The organism is Paenibacillus endophyticus (genome assembly GCF_014192395.1).
Taxonomy (GTDB): Bacteria; Bacillota; Bacilli; order Paenibacillales; family Paenibacillaceae; genus Pristimantibacillus; species Pristimantibacillus endophyticus.
This window is the reverse complement of record NZ_JACHXW010000001.1, coordinates 81,986-100,209: the sequence shown is the minus strand read 5'-3', so window position 1 is coordinate 100,209 and position 18,224 is coordinate 81,986. Positions and strand designations below refer to the sequence as shown.

The following is an 18,224-nucleotide window of genomic DNA, read 5'->3' as shown; positions in this document are numbered from 1 at the left end:
GTCGAAAGTTATTAAGGTTTGTTAAATGAAATGGTATCTGTTAGATTCAAAAACCAACCCGATCGGAATGTATTGGCACCCTACTTATTATTGCGCTGCGCTTATGTAGTCTAGTGATTTCTCCATCGATTCATCATGTTCATTCTCGTCATAACCGTTTGGATTCATGTATTGCCACCGCCAGGAGTCTGCGCACATCTCATTTATTCCCATCGTTGCTTCCCACTTCAATTCCTTATTTGCTTTCAACGTATCCGCATAGCAAATAGCAATATCTCCAGCTCGCCGTGAAATAAACGTATATGGGATTTCTCTGCCGGATACCTTCTCGAATGCAGCGATCATCTCAAGCACGCTGTAGCCGCGTCCCGTTCCGAGGTTGAAAATATCTACCCCCGATTTCTGCAGAATCTTCTCCACTGCCTTCAAATGCCCTTTAGCAAGATCCACGACATGGATATAATCTCTAACCCCTGTTCCATCAAGAGTTGGATAGTCACTGCCGAATACGTTAACCTGCTTTCGTTTACCTACCGCAACTTGTGCGATATATGGCATTAAGTTGTTCGGTACACCGTTTGGATTCTCGCCGATTCTACCGCTTTTATGCGCGCCAATCGGATTGAAGTACCTTAGTATCGATATTCCCCATTGCTCATTCGATTCAGCCAGGTCTTGAAGAATTTGCTCAAGCATCAGCTTCGTCCACCCATATGGATTAGTTGCGCCCAGCGGGAAGTTCTCCGAGATAGGCACCTGCTCCGGAAGGCCGTAAACGGTAGCCGATGAGCTGAATACAAGCTTATGGACATCATATTTTTTCATTACTTCGCATAATACAATTGTGCTTGTAAGATTAGTATGGTAATAGGAGAGCGGCAAGCGAACCGACTCCCCCACCGCTTTAAGACCAGCGAAATGGATGACTGCTTCTATTTCATGTTTAGCGAATACCGTATCAAGTCCATTCCGGTCAAGCAAATCCAGTTTATAAAAAGTAAATTCCTTTTTCGTAATTTCAGCAACTCTGTCCAATGAGGTTCGGCTGCTGTTACACAAATTATCGACAATGACAACCTCATATCCCGCTTCCAAAAGCTCCACGCAGGTATGGCTTCCAATATAACCTGCTCCGCCAGTTACTAAAATGGCCATTTCATTAACCCCTCTCCATTTGTTCATTATAAAATACTATTATATTCTTTATTAAGAACATTATATCAAAAATATACCCTGCAGCGTAGATCCTCTCCAGGGATTTTTTTATCAGCCTGTTAGGCCGTTCCTAAATCGGTATTATCCACCAGCCTTATATAAGGTGCTGTGCCTGTTACCGTTACACCTTTGAAAACCGACTTTGCAATCGTAATCGATTGATTCTGCCGCAGCCAGTGGAAATTCAATTTACTATTCTCCATATAGGATTGTGCAATTACGGACTTGTTTGCATTGTCTATTTTGCCAACTGCTGCATTTACGAAGGTTGTGCTCGTCACGGTCGCATTCCCATCAAGTACAAGACCTAAGCTGTGAAACAATCCGTTGCGCAGCGTAATTTGTCTCTTATATTTCGCATCATTGGAGCCTAACTGGATGTCTGTGCTCCCCAATGCAGGCGTCTTTGCTCTCATAAACTCACTTTCACTGATATGGCAGCCTTCAAATCTAGCAGATCCTTCAATTACCGTAAGTCCATCAATAATATTCGGCCGCCCTGCATAATCTGCTGGAACCAGTACCGCCATATCATAGTTTTTAATCGTGATGTTTTTGATAACCGCTCCTGCAGCAAGCAGATTAAAGTTCGGCGTTAGCGCGTTGTCCTTGCGCCATTCCCGTTCTACCGTAATATTCGATAAATAACATCTGCCATAATTAAATCTGGCCACATGAAAACCTGCTTCGCCGGCGTCTTTCACTGTCACCGGTGAGCCTCCCAGCGACTCAGAAACCTGGAAACCTAATGCCGATACGTTGACGGTATAATATAACTTATCCACGCTAATGCCAGTCGGCACTTTCCCGATCCACTGCTCAAAGGATACCTGTGCGCCATTGCCCATGCCGTGTGCGGTTTTGAAGGTAAATGTACCCGTTGCGGTGTTTACAGCTGGTGAGCCGAAGTAGCCATACACGCTTGAGCCAACTAATGCGCCGTTCATGAGCTTGCAATTTTGAACAACCGCACCCCTTGCATCAAGAATCTTCAAATTCCCGTTTTGAATAACTGCACCATTTACGAAATTATCCCCTTGTACCAACAGATCGCAACCGATAAACGTATTATTGATAAATTTAACATAAGGGAAAATAGGATTCGAGCTTATTCCTCCTACATTCCAACCCTCAAACGTATTGTTCTCTAAGGTAACATCCGTTCCATCCGAATTAACGAAATGCCCCCGCACATTGCTATAAATGTGATTATTAGATAAACGGATTCGGTAATTTAGCTCGAGCCCGTTTTGACGAACAGACGATTTGATTGGAATATTAATCTCTCCGTACATAGATTCGATATCAATGCCAAACATGGGTGGAGTACCATTTCTAAAGTTTGTCGTTACGCCGTCATCATCATAGCCGATATGGTGAATCTTATTTCTGTAGACATGCGTATCATTTGATGCACAAAGCGATATACCCTGCCTTCTGCAGTGATGGATATGGCAATCATGAATGAGGATATGCTGCCCCATTTGCTTCTGCGTATACTCCGCTGGATCGAGCTGGTACTTCTCCCAGCCGGTTATAATTCCATCGCCGACGCAATCCGAGATTTCGATATTATAAATTTCTATATAATTGGACCCAAACGATCCAATACCATGTCCTCCTTCATGAGTGTAGTAGGAGTTGTCTACTTTAGCTTGGATTCCTGAAATTTGACTATCGGTGAGCGATGAACTCAAAGGTACCGTAAATATCATTTTATTGTTCTTACTCACGTCTCTATCATCGTTAAGGAACCAACCTCTTCCCGTGCTGCCTGCGGGTGCAAATACGCCATTCGTGCGAAAGCCCGTCAAGGTTGCTTTGGAAACCGTATCCTTGTATTGATAGAAGGAGTAGGCAGAGGCATTAACGCCTGGAATGGTCCAGAGCCTGAAATTATTCAGCAGTCCCGGATTGGCATAACGATCGATCACTTCGCTGCGTATCCAGTTCGGATCATCATTCAAGGTCCCGTCCGCATTCACTCCACCTCTAGCAAATTTCACAAAAATCTCGTAAACATGATTCTTCTTATCGCCAACAATCTTCCCGCCTGATACCTTCGCATTCATAATCGCTGTCATATCGATAATGGAATAATTGGGCGAAGAATTAGCCTCTAAAACAACTTCACAGCCATTCTCTAATTCTAAATGAATGCCGCTTTGCATCTTAATGGCGATTAGTGTCCCCGGATCTAATCGGACACTATAGGTTCCGCTTGGAAGCACAACATGCGAAAAGCCCTCCTGCTTGGCCCATATGAGCGCATCATTAATTCCCTTAGCCGTTTCTGCCGGATTCCGTCCCGTGTTGCTAACTTTAAACCGGTCAAGCTCTATGCGGTAAGACGTATGCTGATTCATAGCCTTCACCTTCCTTTTACTGCTATTGTATGTAGCTTGTCAGCAAAAGGTTACTTATTTCCGCCAACCTCCAAGCTTTGACGGCTTTGTTTCTGCTTCCTAATTCGTCCGTGAAGCTTTGGAATTCTGTTCAATAGTCCCATAAATATCGTCTTTAAATAGTAAAATTGCTCCGTCTGATAGAACACGATAACATAGATCAAATTGACCATAACCACACATACGAGTCCCTTCATCGCGAGCCATAGAAAGGTCGAGGATGGGAGTAAGCTATTAATAATACCAACGAGTATACATACTGTTATGCCCAATAATGTATAGAGCAGATAGCTCTTGTAGTATTGCCATATGGGCTGGCGGAACACATTGCGGTAAACAAGCATTGGCGTATACCAGAATGGTACGGCTAGCGCACTCACAATGCTGCCGATAAACACGCCTAATATACCCAAAAAATGAACTAGAATTAATGACACGGCTAAATTAATCACTGCTTGTATTATCGGTGCGAATCGATCCTCATGAAAAATACCTGCAGTCGATTTCACCGCGCTCAGCGAATTTCTCATTCCCCTCTCATAAAACATAACGACAAGCACAAGCAAAACGGCATTCGTCATTGCAAATTCCTGTCCTAGCCATAGTGTGATAAGCGGCTCAACGAGCAAATAAAGACCGATAGATAGAAGCGAATACAGCCAGAAATTAAGCAGATACGTAATCTTGAATATGCGATATACAGCATCCGAGCCTTCCTTCGCGATCAAATTGCCTAGACTATGGTACATATTAGCAAATACCTGATTGAGCAACGTCCGGCAAATATCGATTAGCATCTTATAATTTGAATAAAGCCCGACCGCTGTAATGCTGACGAAGGTGGAGATCAGTATGCTGTCTACTCCGAAAATAAAATAATTGCCTACGTTTTGCAAAATGATGGCTTTCATATTTTTGATGAAATTAGCCTTGGTCTCGGGATCTAGCTTTTCTCGCACCTTCTCCTTGAGGAAAGGGTACATCTTGTTTACTAGAAAAACGACAAATGCCGACGTTATAATCGAGAAAAAGCTTTCTACAATCAAATATAAAATATAGTTCTCGGTATAAAACAAGATCGCGATCTTCAAACCGGTGGATACGATAGACGAAACCGAAAATATCGAGGTGACGATATAATTTTTCTGATTGACGTTCAGGAAGGAGTGTTTATAGACAAACAGATAGGGGGCTGCGGTATTTACAAGAAACAGCAGGTAAATGATAGAAATGTTTGCAATACTTGTTTCCTTGATGATTACATCAAGAAACGGCATGACTCCTAGTCCCAGTAGCATAACAAGCCCCGCGATAACCAGATATGCTTTCTTGTATAAATCCATGAGCGCCAATATTTTAGGTCTATTGTTTTCAGCTACGGGCTTATACAAATTGTATATAATGCTTGAGCCAATTCCTGCCTCTGCAAGGGACAGCATAGCAAGAATACTCGTAAATAGGCCATTAACGCCTAAGTATTCAATTCCTAGACTATTAATAAAGACTGTTCTTGACACAAAACTCAAAATGGTAATAACAAGCTGGCTCCCCAGGCCGGCAGAAATGTTCAGTAATGAGCTTTTTACCCTCATGTGAATCTCCTATCTGACAAAGCCATTTGTAACTAGCAATTCCTTATACATATGTTCCTTTTTTTCATTCGTAATACTTCCATTTAAGGTAAAGCTCACGTCATACTTAGGCTGTTCTTCAAATAATTTTCTTGTACTTTGCGTGTATGCTTCAAGATTCATAATTTCTTGTGCGGGGCTTCCCCCAAAAATATAACCTGGTGGAACAGATTTTGTTACGATGCTGCCAGCTGCAATAATGGATCCTTTGCCAATTGAAACGCCTGGCATTATAATTGCTCTAGCACCAATAAATACATCGTCGCCAATTGTGACATTTCCGATCTTAGTGTAGCCTGTTGCGCTTTTGCTACTCGCATCATGAGCTAAAATGTAGGCATGCGGTGCAATTGTTACATTATTGCCGATTGATATTAACCAACAATGGGAATAGTCAAACGTTACACCTGGTTGTATAGTACAGTTTTCACCTATTTTCATACCAAGCTTCACATAATCCTCCATCCATATTTCCTCTAGTAACCATTTCCTTAACCGTGCTCTTGCAAACGCAATAGTCTTCCTAAGCATAATGTCACCTTCCCATTTCTCTTGAATGAAAATTGGCAATTCGGATGCAGAAACCTTGCGTGAAGGGCAATATGTTAAATAACATCGAATACACGCCAATATCTTTCGTATCGCCTTGTGAGAAATCAACGGCACCGCTTCTTCTAGTAACCTTCATTAAATAATGAATAGCCCGCTCAGATCCCTCTAAACACTCCTCTGAAAGTTCATTGAGCTGAGAGGCCTGTAATAAAAACCAAGCTAAAGTTGCAGTAGTAGAAGAGTCCGCTCTTGTTTCTTTCCGTGTCACCGTCCAGTTCCAGTTTCCATCCGAATGTTGAAACGCTAGCATCGCTCTTGCAAATTTCAGTACAAACTGGTTCAGACTTGACTTGAACTCATGTTCCTTAGGTAATTCACCCCATGAGTCAATCAACCCAATTGCAAGCCAGCCGAGTCCCCTCCCCCAACCATATAATCCTAAAGGCATGGCATTGTCAGTATGATATGCATGACTTGGTATGAAATGATCTTCTAGCATGCCAAACTTTTCATATTGCTCCAGTTGCCTGATTGCCAATTGTACACATTCCGGCTTGTTGTACTTTATCCCATACCTCACTAGAAACGGACAAACAAACCCAATCGTATCTACATATCTGTATTTATTCATAAATTTACGATACTGTACGGTTCCGTCTTCTCCAATATGCGATTGAATGAGCTCCCATGTGCTGTCAAACGCAAGTTTGTAATGTTCGGTATCCACTTGATCCAACTTCAATACGCCGTATGCTAAAATTGCAGAATCTATGTACTCAGGCTTTACTCTCCATTGACCTTTGGCATCAAACTTAGATTTAAGAAATTGCTCGATGCTCGTATCCATCTCTTTGTTAGAACCATTCTTCATACACTCAGAGAGTCCCAATAATAAAGAAGCCTCCTGCCAGTGCTGAATAGCGCTTTTAGAATAATTTCCTTTGACCATATCTATCGCAACTAACCTTACATTATCCGTAACTTTAATTTTAGGTGTATGATTAAGCCAATTAACGCCTACTTGCGTTATGGAGTGATTCCATTCTTGTTTGTTACGGTATCTGCCAATATGAATTCTGCTTAACCAATCCCAGCTCATTGGCAGTATGTCAATCAGTATGACCATCATCACTAATCCTATAAATACAGCAGCTAGAATTCCTAGCATTATGCTCGCTCCCTCGCAAATCGTTATATTAACGCATACAGTTTCTCGATCTCCAACTCACTTCCCAGTTTCTCCAGTGCTAGTTGTTCCTTGAGATAAATCCTCATCTCTTTGTCATCAATCAACTGTTTAATTCCTTCGGATAATGAGGCTGCATTCATCTCAACGATTAGTCCATTTTGCTTATGTATAATTTGATCTCTCGCCGTGCTAAAGTTAGTAACAACAATGGGTTTTTGCAATATTTTGGCCTCGTCGATTGAAATGGATTTCCCTTCAAATCGTGAAGGCTGAACGTAAATATCAGCATTTTGGATATATGGATATGGATTTTCCTTTAAACCAATAAGATGGAAATACCGATCAAGCCCGTATGAGTCAATCAACTTTTCTAAATGGATTCGTTCTTCTCCTTCACCAATGACGTACCAATTAAGGTCATAGCCTTGTTCGACCAACGTTTTACAAGCTCCAATAGCCATTTCAAATCCTTTTTGCGAAGTCAAGCGCCCAATAGAAACGATCGAAATACCATGACCTGCATTAATGTCAACATCCATTCTTTCTGTCGACATTTTATGTATAATAGGAGGCGATATGATGTTATGAATAATCTTAATCTTCTGTTTAAATTGTGGAAACCGCTGATTCAGAACCTCTCCGCATCCATCAGATACCGTTACCAAATGGTCTAATTTAGTGAAAAACGGAAAATCTATCCGAGAATCCATTTGCAGCTTGTCATAATCATTATGTATAAATCCAATTTTTTGATTCGCTTGAACTTTTTCAATACAGAAATAAACCGGATTTTTCTCAAGAAAACCGATAGCTGCATCGTATTTTTGTTGTAGCGCTGGCAGTCCTACGGATAAATATTTCCATACTCTTTGTTCTCGCCTAGCAGCATTTTTTTCGGTAGAAAGGATAAAGCCTGCAACAATTCTACTTAACGCCAACTTCACATTTCCACTTTTCAAACAAGAGTATACGGCTTTCCGAATCGACATATCAAAATATCGATAACCTGTCGGCTCCTCCAGTATATGAACGGCCTCGGGAAGCTTATCAAAAAAAATACCTTCATGCTTGAATAAATAGAGATCAACGTCAAACTTGGAAAGGTCAATCGTTTGCAACAAGGATAGCAGAGATTTCTCTGCACCTCCGCAGTTCAAATTGTTCATGACGAACAAAATTTTTTTTTTCAATTCGTTTCCGCCTATCCTAATATTTGATAAAGTTTTTCAATTTCACTTTCTGTCCCGAGTGTAAGCTCTGCTAAATGCCTTGTTATTCGTGAGCGAAGTTCAGTATTGTGGATGAGGTTTGATATGCCGCTTGCTATGGCCTCAGCATTCATCTCGACTATCAACCCTTCAATACCATCCTCCAACTGATCCTTAGCTGTACTAAAGTTCGTAATAACGATTGGTTTGTTTAATATTTTGGCCTCGTCAATTGCAATGGCTTTTCCTTCATATATAGATGTCTGTGCATAGATGTCTGCTTGTTTAATATAAGGGTATGGATTAGATCTTAATCCAAGAAGCTTGACGTGGTTGCTTAGTCCTAGAGAATCAATGAGCTCCATCAGCATAGCTCTTTCTTCTCCTTCTCCAATAATATTCCATTGAAACAAATAACCGCTGTCGAGCAACCGCTTTGCTGCTCTTAAAGCATGCTCAAAGCCTTTCTGCGGATGCAGCCTACCAATTGATAAAATCACGATTTCATCATTTTTCCGACTATAAACATCCTCTGAAACCATATTAGCAAGTCCTTTTATTATTGTTGGAGATACGATGTTATAGATAACCTTCACTTTTTCTTTCTGATTAGGAAATCTTTGCTGCAAAATAAGGCGACACTCTTCGGAAACCGTAACGATATAATCCAACTTATTGAAATAATTTTGGTCGAAGTGTGGATTCATGCCCAGCATGTCATAATCGTTGTGCACCCAACCTATTTTCTTATCTGCTTTCACTTTCTCCGCACAGAAATAGATAGAGGATTTCTCTAGAAAAGCGATTGCGATATCATATTTTTTTTCTAATGTAGCAAAGGAGCAAGAGATATATTTCCAGCTTTCTTGTTCCTTTACGCTGGTGTTGCCAGATATTCTGTTTTTGTAGCTATACATAATTCTACTGTAAACCAACTTTGCGTTCCTTCTCCACAATAATCGCGATACAGCAGGAAGTATCGGTTTTACAAATTGGCTATAAGTTTCCGGAAGAGGCAGCACCTTAACCTGCTCAGGTAGCAGCTCCAGAAAAATTCCTTTGGGGCTGAACATAAACAAATCTACATGATACTTTTCGAAATCCAATTGTGTAAGCAGGTTAATTAAACTTCTTTCGGCACCTCCGGCTGAAAGGCCTGGAATAATGAACAATAAGTTTTTTTTCATTTCCACCTCATGCTAGACTGCTTAGGTAGTCTACTGCTTTGTATGACATCTTCTTAATACCAGGTATAGATTGCTTAAGCTGCTTGATTATCGATTCTTCTTCATGAGTCATCTCATTAAACTTATTGATCAGTAGCTTGCTATCTGATATTTCTTTAATATCGAGAACCAGCTTTTCTTCACCAAATATATCTTTGGCGATTCCCTTTGATTTCACACTATAACCAAGTACCATGGTAGGTACGTAATTCGAATAAGCTGCAATTGTCGCATGCGTTCGAGCACCTATAAAAAATCTCATTCTAGCAATATAACCTTTGTATTGAATTGCCGTTAAATTATCTGGCAATAGCATTACTCTGCCTGTATGCTTATATTTCTCGAAATAAGCGCTCAAAACCTCATAATCGTTGTTGCCATTGATAATGACGTGAGGTGTTAATGCGATTGACATATTGGATGATTTCAATATATGTATGATCAATTCATCAACAGCGGCTTGCGATTGTTTGTTCCGTTTCCAAACTAACGGGCTGAAATTTAAACCAATCGTATTTCCTTCCTGCCAGCCTTGCGGTAGCGGCAGTTCTTCCTTCTCCATCGTAAAAGCCGAATCAGCACATAACTTAACGTTCTTAAGCCCTTTGCTTTGCAGCATCTGGTAAGTAATGGATTCGCGGGACAAGATGAGATCAAAAGTGCTAAGATCCTCTAGCTTTCTTTCCGACATATCTTCTTCACCAATGGAACACCCCCATAATACAAGCTTCTTCCCTTGAGCTTTCACACGTCTGTTAATTTCATACCAACCTGGCTGTTCTCCATAGCAATAGTTGTCTCCCCCTATGGAAAGGCAGACATCCATATCCTTTATATTTTTAATAATGTTATGGTGAATTTTACCGAAAGCATAGGATTCATCCTGAAATAGCTTAACCTTCATTGAGGATAGAAACCAATCATAGGAATACTTTTTAATTGCAAGAGTTGAACCATCGTACACGCCATCCAGCTTGGCGATAACTTGATCCGTCTCTGGCTTAGTCGATGCCAAGTACACTTGGGCATCAGATAATCTTTCCTTTATAATTGCAGTTGATGAACGAACAATGGCTTCGCAGCCTCGATTAAGACTGCCATCATGTGCAAACATCATTATCTTCATATCTATAACCTCTTTCACTTAAATTTAGTTATTCCTAATTCTGCTATATGTAACTCCACATATTAATCCAAATATAAACCTTGCTCTTATCATGTTAAGAATAAACTTCTCATAACGGCCTAATGAAACCTGCATCTCAGCAAAATATATTGGAATTGCTTCCCTTACATAATGATTGTTAATCATTCTTTTAATATAGGAGTACCTTTTACTAAAGCTGATTTCTTTGCTTGGCCTGATATATAAGTTGATGTAAGAGATGGTACTATTAATAAGTCTAATAGACTTAAACCTATTAACAATCGTTTTGGATATTACTTCACTATACACAGCGGGAGGATCCATCAAGTAGACCTCTAATGCGTTACCAAAATAATCCATCTTTGTTATATTTCGGCTTGCACTTCCAAGCACTTCCCTGTAGTAATAGCCATTGTATTTTATATAGGACATTGTTGATGCGAATCCAAAAAATAACATATTAAAAATTGCATCTTCTCCTAATGCTGTTTTTTGGGGGAATGAAATTTTAAGATTTATAATCAGTTCTCTTCTATAAAGCTTGTTCCAAACTGAATTCAAGTCATCGGCTTTTAAAAAGTAAGGCATTATTTTTTGTTCGATATATTGACGATCTAAAAGTTGGTCAGGCGGGAAGGGAAATTGCGTTGTACATTTACAACCATCAAGTACACTCTCAAAATTAGTAATAACAACATCACATTTTTTTTGTTTGGCAGTTTCATACAATTTTTGATACATATCAGTTTTAATAAAATCATCAGCATCTACGAAACCAATGTATTCTCCAGAAGCGATGCTAAGCGCAGCATTCCGAGCTTGACTAACACCTTGATTATCTTGATTCAAAAGAACAATTCTATCGTCCATTATTTGATAACCTTCAATGATTAATCTGCTCGTATCGGTGGACCCATCGTTGACGAATATAAACTCACAATCTTTAAGAGTCTGATTAATCAATGATGTGATACATTCATCCAAGTACTTTTCAGCATTGAACACTGGTATTACAACACTAACTTTGTAGCTCACAGCTGATTTTTCACCTCTCTTGCTTGTATTACTACATAATTATTTGGTATAGCTTCATTAGTTCATGGCTGTTACTGAAATCCTTGTCTTTAATGTTATTCTCAAGTACACTCTGCAGCTCTTTACTGCGGTATACTTGTTCAATTGCAGTTGCAATACCATCCGGACTAAGCTCGCAAATAAGTCCGTCTACGCCATTCTCCACTTGGCTTCCTGCTGTTGGATAATTAGTAATAATAATCGGCTTACCTAATATTTGCGCTTCCGTAACCGTTACCGCTTTTCCCTCATATCTAGACGGCTGTACATAAAGATCACAATCTTTTATGTAAGGATACGGGTTAGTTTTTTTTCCTAAAAGCACAAACTTGCCTTCCAAACCATATTCAGCAATCAATGCCTTTAATTCAGCCTCATAGCCGCCATAACCTACCACATACCATTTCAAAGCAGTTAATCCTTTATCATGCAGCTTTCTCAATGCCTGGACTGCCATGTCAAAACCCTTTACATAAGAAAGTCGCCCTACAGACACAATTTGAAAGCTCTCCTCCAAAGCTACTTTATTCTCATATAATTCTTCTGCCATCCTTTTTATGAAATTTGGTGAAGTAATGTTCTCAATAACTGTAATTTTATTCTTTAATAAAGGATATTTCAGCAGAAAGGACTCTGTGCAAGCCTCAGATATGGATGCAATGTAGTCGAATTTATTCCAAGCAATCAAGTCTAGCTGATTATCAATTTCCAGCTTGCTGTAATCGGTATGAATCCAAGCGATCTTTCGCTTTGATTTCACCTTGTTTGCTGCAAAATCATGTGGCCAAGCATAGCTAATTGTAAGATCATACTCTTTGGTTATAGGCGGGATAATGTAAGAGGTGTATTTGCTAGTAAGCTGCATCTGAATATAACCAGATCCTTCGCTCAATTTACGCTTTCTTGCTTTCAGAATCGCTGCATTCTTGCAAACTAATCGAATCAATGTTGCCATATAGTGGCCTTCTCGTAGGCATTGCTTAAGAGGTTTTCGAAACACACTGTATTGGCTCTTTTCAGGCAGTAAATTAACCATACTTGGAATGAGACTCATAAACTCTCCTTGATGGCTAAATACCAATAGATCCACATCATAAGTTTCGTAATCAAAGCTTTCCAGCATATTGATTAAGCTTCTTTCAATTCCGCCAATCTCCATGTCATATACAGAAATTAATATTTGCTTTTTCATATCGATTCCTTCACTTGATACAAATTATTAATGGTCGATTTGGGTTCCTTATAGCTAATATGTTTATTTTCCCTCTTATTTAAAAACAACGTATTTGCAGGGATATTTCCCTTTACAACACTGCCAGCAGCAATAACTGCGTTGTCGCCTATGTACGTATCTCGAAGAATGACGACGTTGGATCCGACCCAAACGTTGCTGCCTATAATAACTTCTCCTTTAAGAAGATGTTCACCATCCACAGACTTATAGTTGTGATCATGATCATTAATGCACACATTAGGCGCTATCTTCGATCCTTTTCCAATCATTATTTTATGGACGCAATTAATATTACAATTATCATTTATAAATACTTTCTCACCTAATGTCAGCTTGCCATCAAAGTCTAAACGTATACTTACATTCTTTCGTATGAACACGAAATTTCCAATGTCCACTTTGGCACGCTTGTTAAAAATTTCAATGGTGCTGTTTGCCTGAATGGTGAATAAAGACGCATGAATATTGTTGAAATAGAGCAGTTTGTATAATAATCCTCTCAGCATTCCGAAGAATTGGGAACGATTCATAGCAATAGAACTTATTAGTCCCCTACTACGGATTTGACTGATTATCGTACTAGCAATTTTTCTAAATATGTTCATTCAAATCCACCTCGCAATCGGCTAATCTATTTCTCCAGTTCTTTTCCTGCCTGCTTAGCTGACCCCCTTCGAATTTTCCTCCACCCCCAAATGAAAGGACGAAGAGGGAAATAGAGAAAATGGAGCGCTTTGGGGAGCGGCAGCGTTTTGGCGTCTTCCGGATAAGGGTACAGAAAGCTTGCGAGAAACATGATCTTCTGCCTAATCGTAAGCAATCCAAAAAGATACTTCCTATGATAGCGGTCTACTTCCTCCGACAAGGGAGGATTATGTAAATTAATCATTCGATGCACGTAGAACATGGCATCCTCAGCCGACCATTCTGCTCTTCTATCACTTAACAAGGGCTTCATTTCCTCACGAAGCGGCACAGCGAACAATCTGGCTATTAACAGTAAGGCCTGCCCCCCGATATGCGAGAACTGATGCTTGCGAAGAAGGTAAATCAGCTTGGTCCAATCTACTTTCTGTTCGAGCAACTGTTTAATATCCAGCAGCCACCGAAGCCTTGACCAGCCGTGACGCGCACCATGTGAGACTAAAAACATGAATAGATCCTCTCTGCCCAAATAATAGATAGGGCGCGAGATTAATGAGCTTTGTCTTCTCCTCTCCCAAAGATCCTCGAATTTCGGTTCCTTAGCTGGAGCTGGATTGAGTCTCCAATGGACCTCTACCTTAATCTTTTTGTCTGGATGCATAAAGGAAGTATGATGATGGCGCCATTTCCAATCGTTCAATACGGTCAAAATATAATCATCCTTCACATATCCGCAAGAGAGGAGCAGGTTTTCCGTTCTCTCTAGATCATCAATGGGTATGAGCAAATCCAAATCACATGAGGTTCGCAGCGATACATCTCCGTACAAGTCGGCGGCAATTACGGGTCCCTTTAGAAATAATGAACGTATGCCATTGTCAGAGAACAATTTGGCAAGCTGCTCCATTTCTCCGCTTAATGTGAGCATTTGCAGCGTATTCCGATAATAATCGCGCTGAAACAATTGCGACACAAACACAGGGATACCATTCGCTTTCAGCTTCTGCAGCTTATGGTTAAGTGACGGAAACACCCTGTGATGCCTGGCCAGCTCAATAAATCGATCCCAATCCGCATGACGGAGCAGCTCCTGCAGATCGAAAGTGATCTCGGCCTTATTATCCATGGAAAGAATCGAGAGCATGAGTCTCAATTCATCAGACAAGTCTTCATTATGGAGAGTGACATCGTTATTCATGAATTTCTCCTTCATACTAATTAGCCAGTAGCGAACAAAAAATAATTTTTGTTCTTTAAAACGAACACAAGTACAGATTAACACCTTCCCTAATATCTGTCAATCGTCATTCTCTCTTTACGCTTACAAAAACAACCTAATATCTGCTAGAATGAAAGAGCCGTTTGGAACGACTATATGCAAGGAGGCATTAGGGATATGAAAAATATTATCGTATTCGGCGCTGGCGGTCATGCCAAAGCCGTGATAGATACCATTGAGAAAACCGGCATATACCAGATCGTCGGCATCATTGACGGTCTGAAGCCCTCTGGCACATCCTTTTATGGCTATGAGATTCTAGGCAATGAGCAATGTCTGGTACAGCATGAAGCGCTTGCGAGCAGCGGGATTGTCGCTATTGGCGATAATTGGACACGAGCAGCTGTCGTCGAAAAAATCAAAAATATTCTACCGCGCTTTTCCTTCATCACGGCAGTCCATCCAAACGCATCAGTAGCCAGGGGTGCACAAATTGGAAGCGGTACAGTCATTATGGCTGGCAGCGTCATTGGCAGCGATACACGAATCAGCGAACATTGCATCTTATACGCGAATAGCGTTGCCGAGCATGATACAAGGATCGGAAACTATGTAACGTTGGCGCCGGGTGCGTGTACAGGCGGAAACGTTCATATTGGCGACTACTCAGTCGTATCGCTGGGAGCAGCCATCATTCATGGCAAAACAATCGGCGAGCACACCGTAATTGGCGCTGGCTCTACCGTCTTAACCGACATTGCAGCATATATGGTTGCTTACGGAACGCCTGCTAAGGCACTTCGTGCAAGAGTACAAGGCGAACGATATCTCTAGGCTTCTCCTAAGCAGACTGTACGCTTTTTTCGACTGCTTTATCAAATACCACATTCATGCAGTCCATCACTCTCACCTGATCAACGAATGACATGCTGGAACCTGACGGCAAACAAAGCCCGCTTTCGAACAGCCTTTCGCAGACAGCTATCTCGCCCGCATGGGCATAAAAGCGAGTACCTTCGAACAGCGGCTGCAAGTGAAGTGGCTTCCATAACGGGCGCGCCTCAATATTCGCAGCTTCCATCGTGGCCAGCAGCTCTGTAACGGTTGCATCCGTCTCTTCCTTGTCCAAAACGAGGGTCGACAGCCAGCGGTTTGAGCGCGTACCGTTCAGCTCAGGCATAAAGCTTACGCCTTGCCTAGCCGAGAATGCCCGTACATAATTATCGAATATCGCTCTTCTAGCCGCGACGCGATCGTCTATTACCTCAAGCTGAGCCCTTCCAACACCTGCCAATATATTGCTCATCCGATAGTTGAATCCCATGCTGCTATGCTGGTAATGCGGTGCTGTATCTCTTGCCTGCGTAGCAAGGAAGCGTGCTTTTCTAAGGAGCTCCACATCATCAGATACGAGCATCCCTCCGCCTGACGTCGTTATAATCTTGTTTCCGTTGAATGAGAAAATGCCTAGCTTCCCGAATGATCCGCTCTGTTTCCCTTTGTACGTAGACCCCAGCGATTCCGCTGCGTCTTCAATTAAAGGCACTTCATACTGCTCACACAATGCCATCAACTCATCCATCTTGGATACTTGCCCGTACAAATGTACGACGATAACGGCTTTCGGCAGCTCTCCTCTGCGATCGGCATCTTCGAATGCCCGCTTTAATGCCGAAGGCGACATATTCCAGGTTTCCGGCTCCGAGTCAATAAATACAGGCTCCGCATGACAATACCGAATCGGATTAGCGCTTGCTACAAAAGTGAAACTGGAGCAAAACACCTTATCTCCCGTACCTACGCCAAGCAGTTGCAAAGCTAGATGGATCGCAGCCGTTCCCGAGCTAACTGCTACCGCGTCTGCCGTCCCCACATAAGCCGCCATTTGTTTCTCAAAGGCATCAATGTGCGGTCCCAACGGTGCAATCCAATTGGTTTCAAAAGCCTCGTCAATATAGCTCTGTTCCTTCCCGCTCATATGCGGTGGAGATAAATAGATTCGTTTCATTTCATTTGTCGACACGCTGCCACACTTCCTTTTCCAATAAAATAAGCCATTCCCCAAGCTATGCTGCCGCTTGAGAAATGGCTTTACCCTTCACTGCTTGTCGTCGTACCTTGAAATACAGGCATCGTGACATGATTGCCATTCGAGACCCCTTCAGACCTAATGACCTTCTTTACCGTCATGGCCAAAATTTTGAGATCCAGCATAAAGCTTTGATTCTCAACATACCAGACATCATGCTGGAATCTTTCTTCCCACGAAACCGCATTTCTGCCATGTACTTGCGCCCATCCTGTTATGCCTGGGCGTACTAAGTGACGTTTAGCCTGTTCGGTGTTGTACAGCGGCAAATATTCCATTAGGAGAGGACGCGGCCCAATGAGGCTAAGCTCGCCTTTCAGGACATTTACAAGCTGCAGCAGCTCATCCAGACTGAATTTGCGCATCAGACTGCCGAAAGCTGTAAGCCTCAGATGATCAGGCAGCAGCTTGCCCATACTGTCTTTCTCGGAGGTCATCGTACGAAGTTTGTACACGTAGAACGGAACGCCATGCAAGCCAGGACGCTGCTGCTTGAACACAATCGGTGCCCCCAGCTTGAAGCGCACAAGGATTGCGGTTAATGCAATAATCGGGGAAAGCAGCACCAAAAGAACAGCTGAGAGGACGAGATCAAATAATCTTTTTATCATCGATATGAGCTCCTGATATTGAAATAATGGCTTTTAATTGGAAGAGAGCAGCTTTCTCATTTTGGAGATGACTGCTGGGCCGACGACGCGGCTTACGGCCTTCTTTACTTCGCCCCTAAAGCGAACATGCGCAGGCAGCCAAGATTGAGCGAAATGATGAATGGTGTAGCTGTCATTAGTTATGTAATTACCGCCATCGATATAATCATATGGGCTGAAATATGTACGAGGATAAAAGGTCACACCGTTAGACAATACTTGAAACTCACCGTTTAATTGAAGATCATGCCGGCTGCATATTTCAGTTATAACGGCCGTGTTGGTCGTTGTATCGAGCTTCCCTCCAGGAAGTAAAAAGCTTCTCTTATCGTAATTATCAAGTAACTCTTTGATCCACGGATGCTTTTTCGCTGCTCCCATTGTACCTGATTGTAAAAAGCGTTGATCTTCAAAGCCTGAGAAAGCCTCATGACCAAGAAACTTATCCAATGGCTTGATTACTTCAACATCGGTGTCCAAATAGATGCCTCCGTGCAAATATAACGCATATAAACGAACATAATCACTCACGAAAGCATATTTGCGCGCTTCATACGCTTCTTTCACATATCGAATGGAAGAGATATCAAAGTTGTCTTCATTCCACTCTATGACTTGAAAATCCCCTAGATGCTTTTCCCAGCTTTTCATGCACTTCACGATTTTCCGAGGTTTCTCCCCCCTGCCGAACCAGCAGTAATGCAATATGCGAGGAATTTGTTCCGCTTCGTTCACCATTC

General features: G+C 41.5%; 16 protein-coding genes. 1 reads left to right on the top strand and 15 read right to left on the bottom strand.

Annotated elements, in window-relative coordinates; genetic code table 11:
- Positions 1–87: 87 nt before the first annotated feature.
- The 12 genes from galE to FHS16_RS00360 all read right to left on the bottom strand — a co-directional run bounded on the left by galE (position 88) and on the right by FHS16_RS00360 (position 14,724).
- The gene (gene galE / locus FHS16_RS00415; protein WP_183557331.1) at positions 88–1,155 is read right to left on the bottom strand and encodes a UDP-glucose 4-epimerase GalE; all 1,068 of its coding nucleotides are present in this window, start codon (positions 1,153–1,155) and stop codon (positions 88–90) included.
- Between the two features lie 119 nt (positions 1,156–1,274).
- A complete protein-coding gene (locus FHS16_RS00410) occupies positions 1,275–3,581 on the bottom strand; it encodes a right-handed parallel beta-helix repeat-containing protein (protein ID WP_183557328.1) in 2,307 nt (768 codons plus the stop codon).
- Positions 3,582–3,631: 50 nt separating this feature from the next.
- Positions 3,632–5,212, bottom strand: a complete 1,581-nt coding sequence (locus FHS16_RS00405) for a lipopolysaccharide biosynthesis protein (RefSeq protein ID WP_183557325.1) — start codon at positions 5,210–5,212, stop codon at positions 3,632–3,634.
- A gap of 9 nt (positions 5,213–5,221) precedes the next feature.
- Positions 5,222–5,716, bottom strand: coding sequence for an acyltransferase (locus FHS16_RS00400; RefSeq protein WP_246431512.1), 495 nt, complete (start codon positions 5,714–5,716; stop codon positions 5,222–5,224).
- Between the two features lie 70 nt (positions 5,717–5,786).
- Entirely contained in the window at positions 5,787–6,971 is a 1,185-nt protein-coding gene (locus FHS16_RS00395; RefSeq protein WP_183557319.1) for a glycoside hydrolase family 88 protein, read from the bottom strand.
- Positions 6,972–6,994: 23 nt separating this feature from the next.
- Positions 6,995–8,182 (bottom strand): glycosyltransferase, encoded by a 1,188-nt coding sequence (locus FHS16_RS00390; protein ID WP_183557316.1) that lies wholly within the window; start codon positions 8,180–8,182, stop codon positions 6,995–6,997.
- A gap of 11 nt (positions 8,183–8,193) precedes the next feature.
- The gene (locus tag FHS16_RS00385) at positions 8,194–9,387 is read right to left on the bottom strand and encodes a glycosyltransferase (RefSeq protein ID WP_183557313.1); all 1,194 of its coding nucleotides are present in this window, start codon (positions 9,385–9,387) and stop codon (positions 8,194–8,196) included.
- 7 nt (positions 9,388–9,394) lie between these two features.
- Positions 9,395–10,552, bottom strand: a complete 1,158-nt coding sequence (locus tag FHS16_RS00380; protein WP_183557310.1) for a polysaccharide pyruvyl transferase family protein — start codon at positions 10,550–10,552, stop codon at positions 9,395–9,397.
- Positions 10,553–10,576: 24 nt separating this feature from the next.
- Positions 10,577–11,608 (bottom strand): glycosyltransferase, encoded by a 1,032-nt coding sequence (locus FHS16_RS00375; RefSeq protein WP_183557307.1) that lies wholly within the window; start codon positions 11,606–11,608, stop codon positions 10,577–10,579.
- Between the two features lie 31 nt (positions 11,609–11,639).
- Entirely contained in the window at positions 11,640–12,839 is a 1,200-nt protein-coding gene (locus tag FHS16_RS00370) for a glycosyltransferase (RefSeq protein WP_183557304.1), read from the bottom strand.
- On the bottom strand, positions 12,836–13,486 hold the full coding sequence (locus FHS16_RS00365; protein WP_246431511.1) for an acyltransferase: 651 nt from the start codon (positions 13,484–13,486) through the stop codon (positions 12,836–12,838). The genes FHS16_RS00370 and FHS16_RS00365 overlap by 4 nt, the downstream gene beginning before the upstream one ends.
- Before the next feature lie 26 nt (positions 13,487–13,512).
- A complete protein-coding gene (locus FHS16_RS00360; protein ID WP_183557301.1) occupies positions 13,513–14,724 on the bottom strand; it encodes a nucleotidyltransferase domain-containing protein in 1,212 nt (403 codons plus the stop codon).
- 198 nt (positions 14,725–14,922) lie between these two features.
- Here FHS16_RS00360 and FHS16_RS00355 point away from each other — a divergent pair, with 198 nt between their 5' ends.
- A complete protein-coding gene (locus tag FHS16_RS00355; protein WP_183557298.1) occupies positions 14,923–15,579 on the top strand; it encodes an acetyltransferase in 657 nt (218 codons plus the stop codon).
- Positions 15,580–15,586: 7 nt separating this feature from the next.
- Here the strand turns inward: FHS16_RS00355 and FHS16_RS00350 are convergent, their stop codons facing one another.
- The 3 genes from FHS16_RS00350 to FHS16_RS00340 all read right to left on the bottom strand — a co-directional run bounded on the left by FHS16_RS00350 (position 15,587) and on the right by FHS16_RS00340 (position 18,222).
- Positions 15,587–16,753, bottom strand: a complete 1,167-nt coding sequence (locus tag FHS16_RS00350) for an aminotransferase class I/II-fold pyridoxal phosphate-dependent enzyme (protein WP_183558445.1) — start codon at positions 16,751–16,753, stop codon at positions 15,587–15,589.
- An 83-nt stretch (positions 16,754–16,836) separates the two neighbouring features.
- A complete protein-coding gene (locus tag FHS16_RS00345) occupies positions 16,837–17,442 on the bottom strand; it encodes a sugar transferase (protein ID WP_312890759.1) in 606 nt (201 codons plus the stop codon).
- Positions 17,443–17,478: 36 nt separating this feature from the next.
- Positions 17,479–18,222, bottom strand: coding sequence for a glycosyltransferase (locus FHS16_RS00340; protein WP_183557292.1), 744 nt, complete (start codon positions 18,220–18,222; stop codon positions 17,479–17,481).
- Positions 18,223–18,224 lie beyond the last annotated feature (2 nt).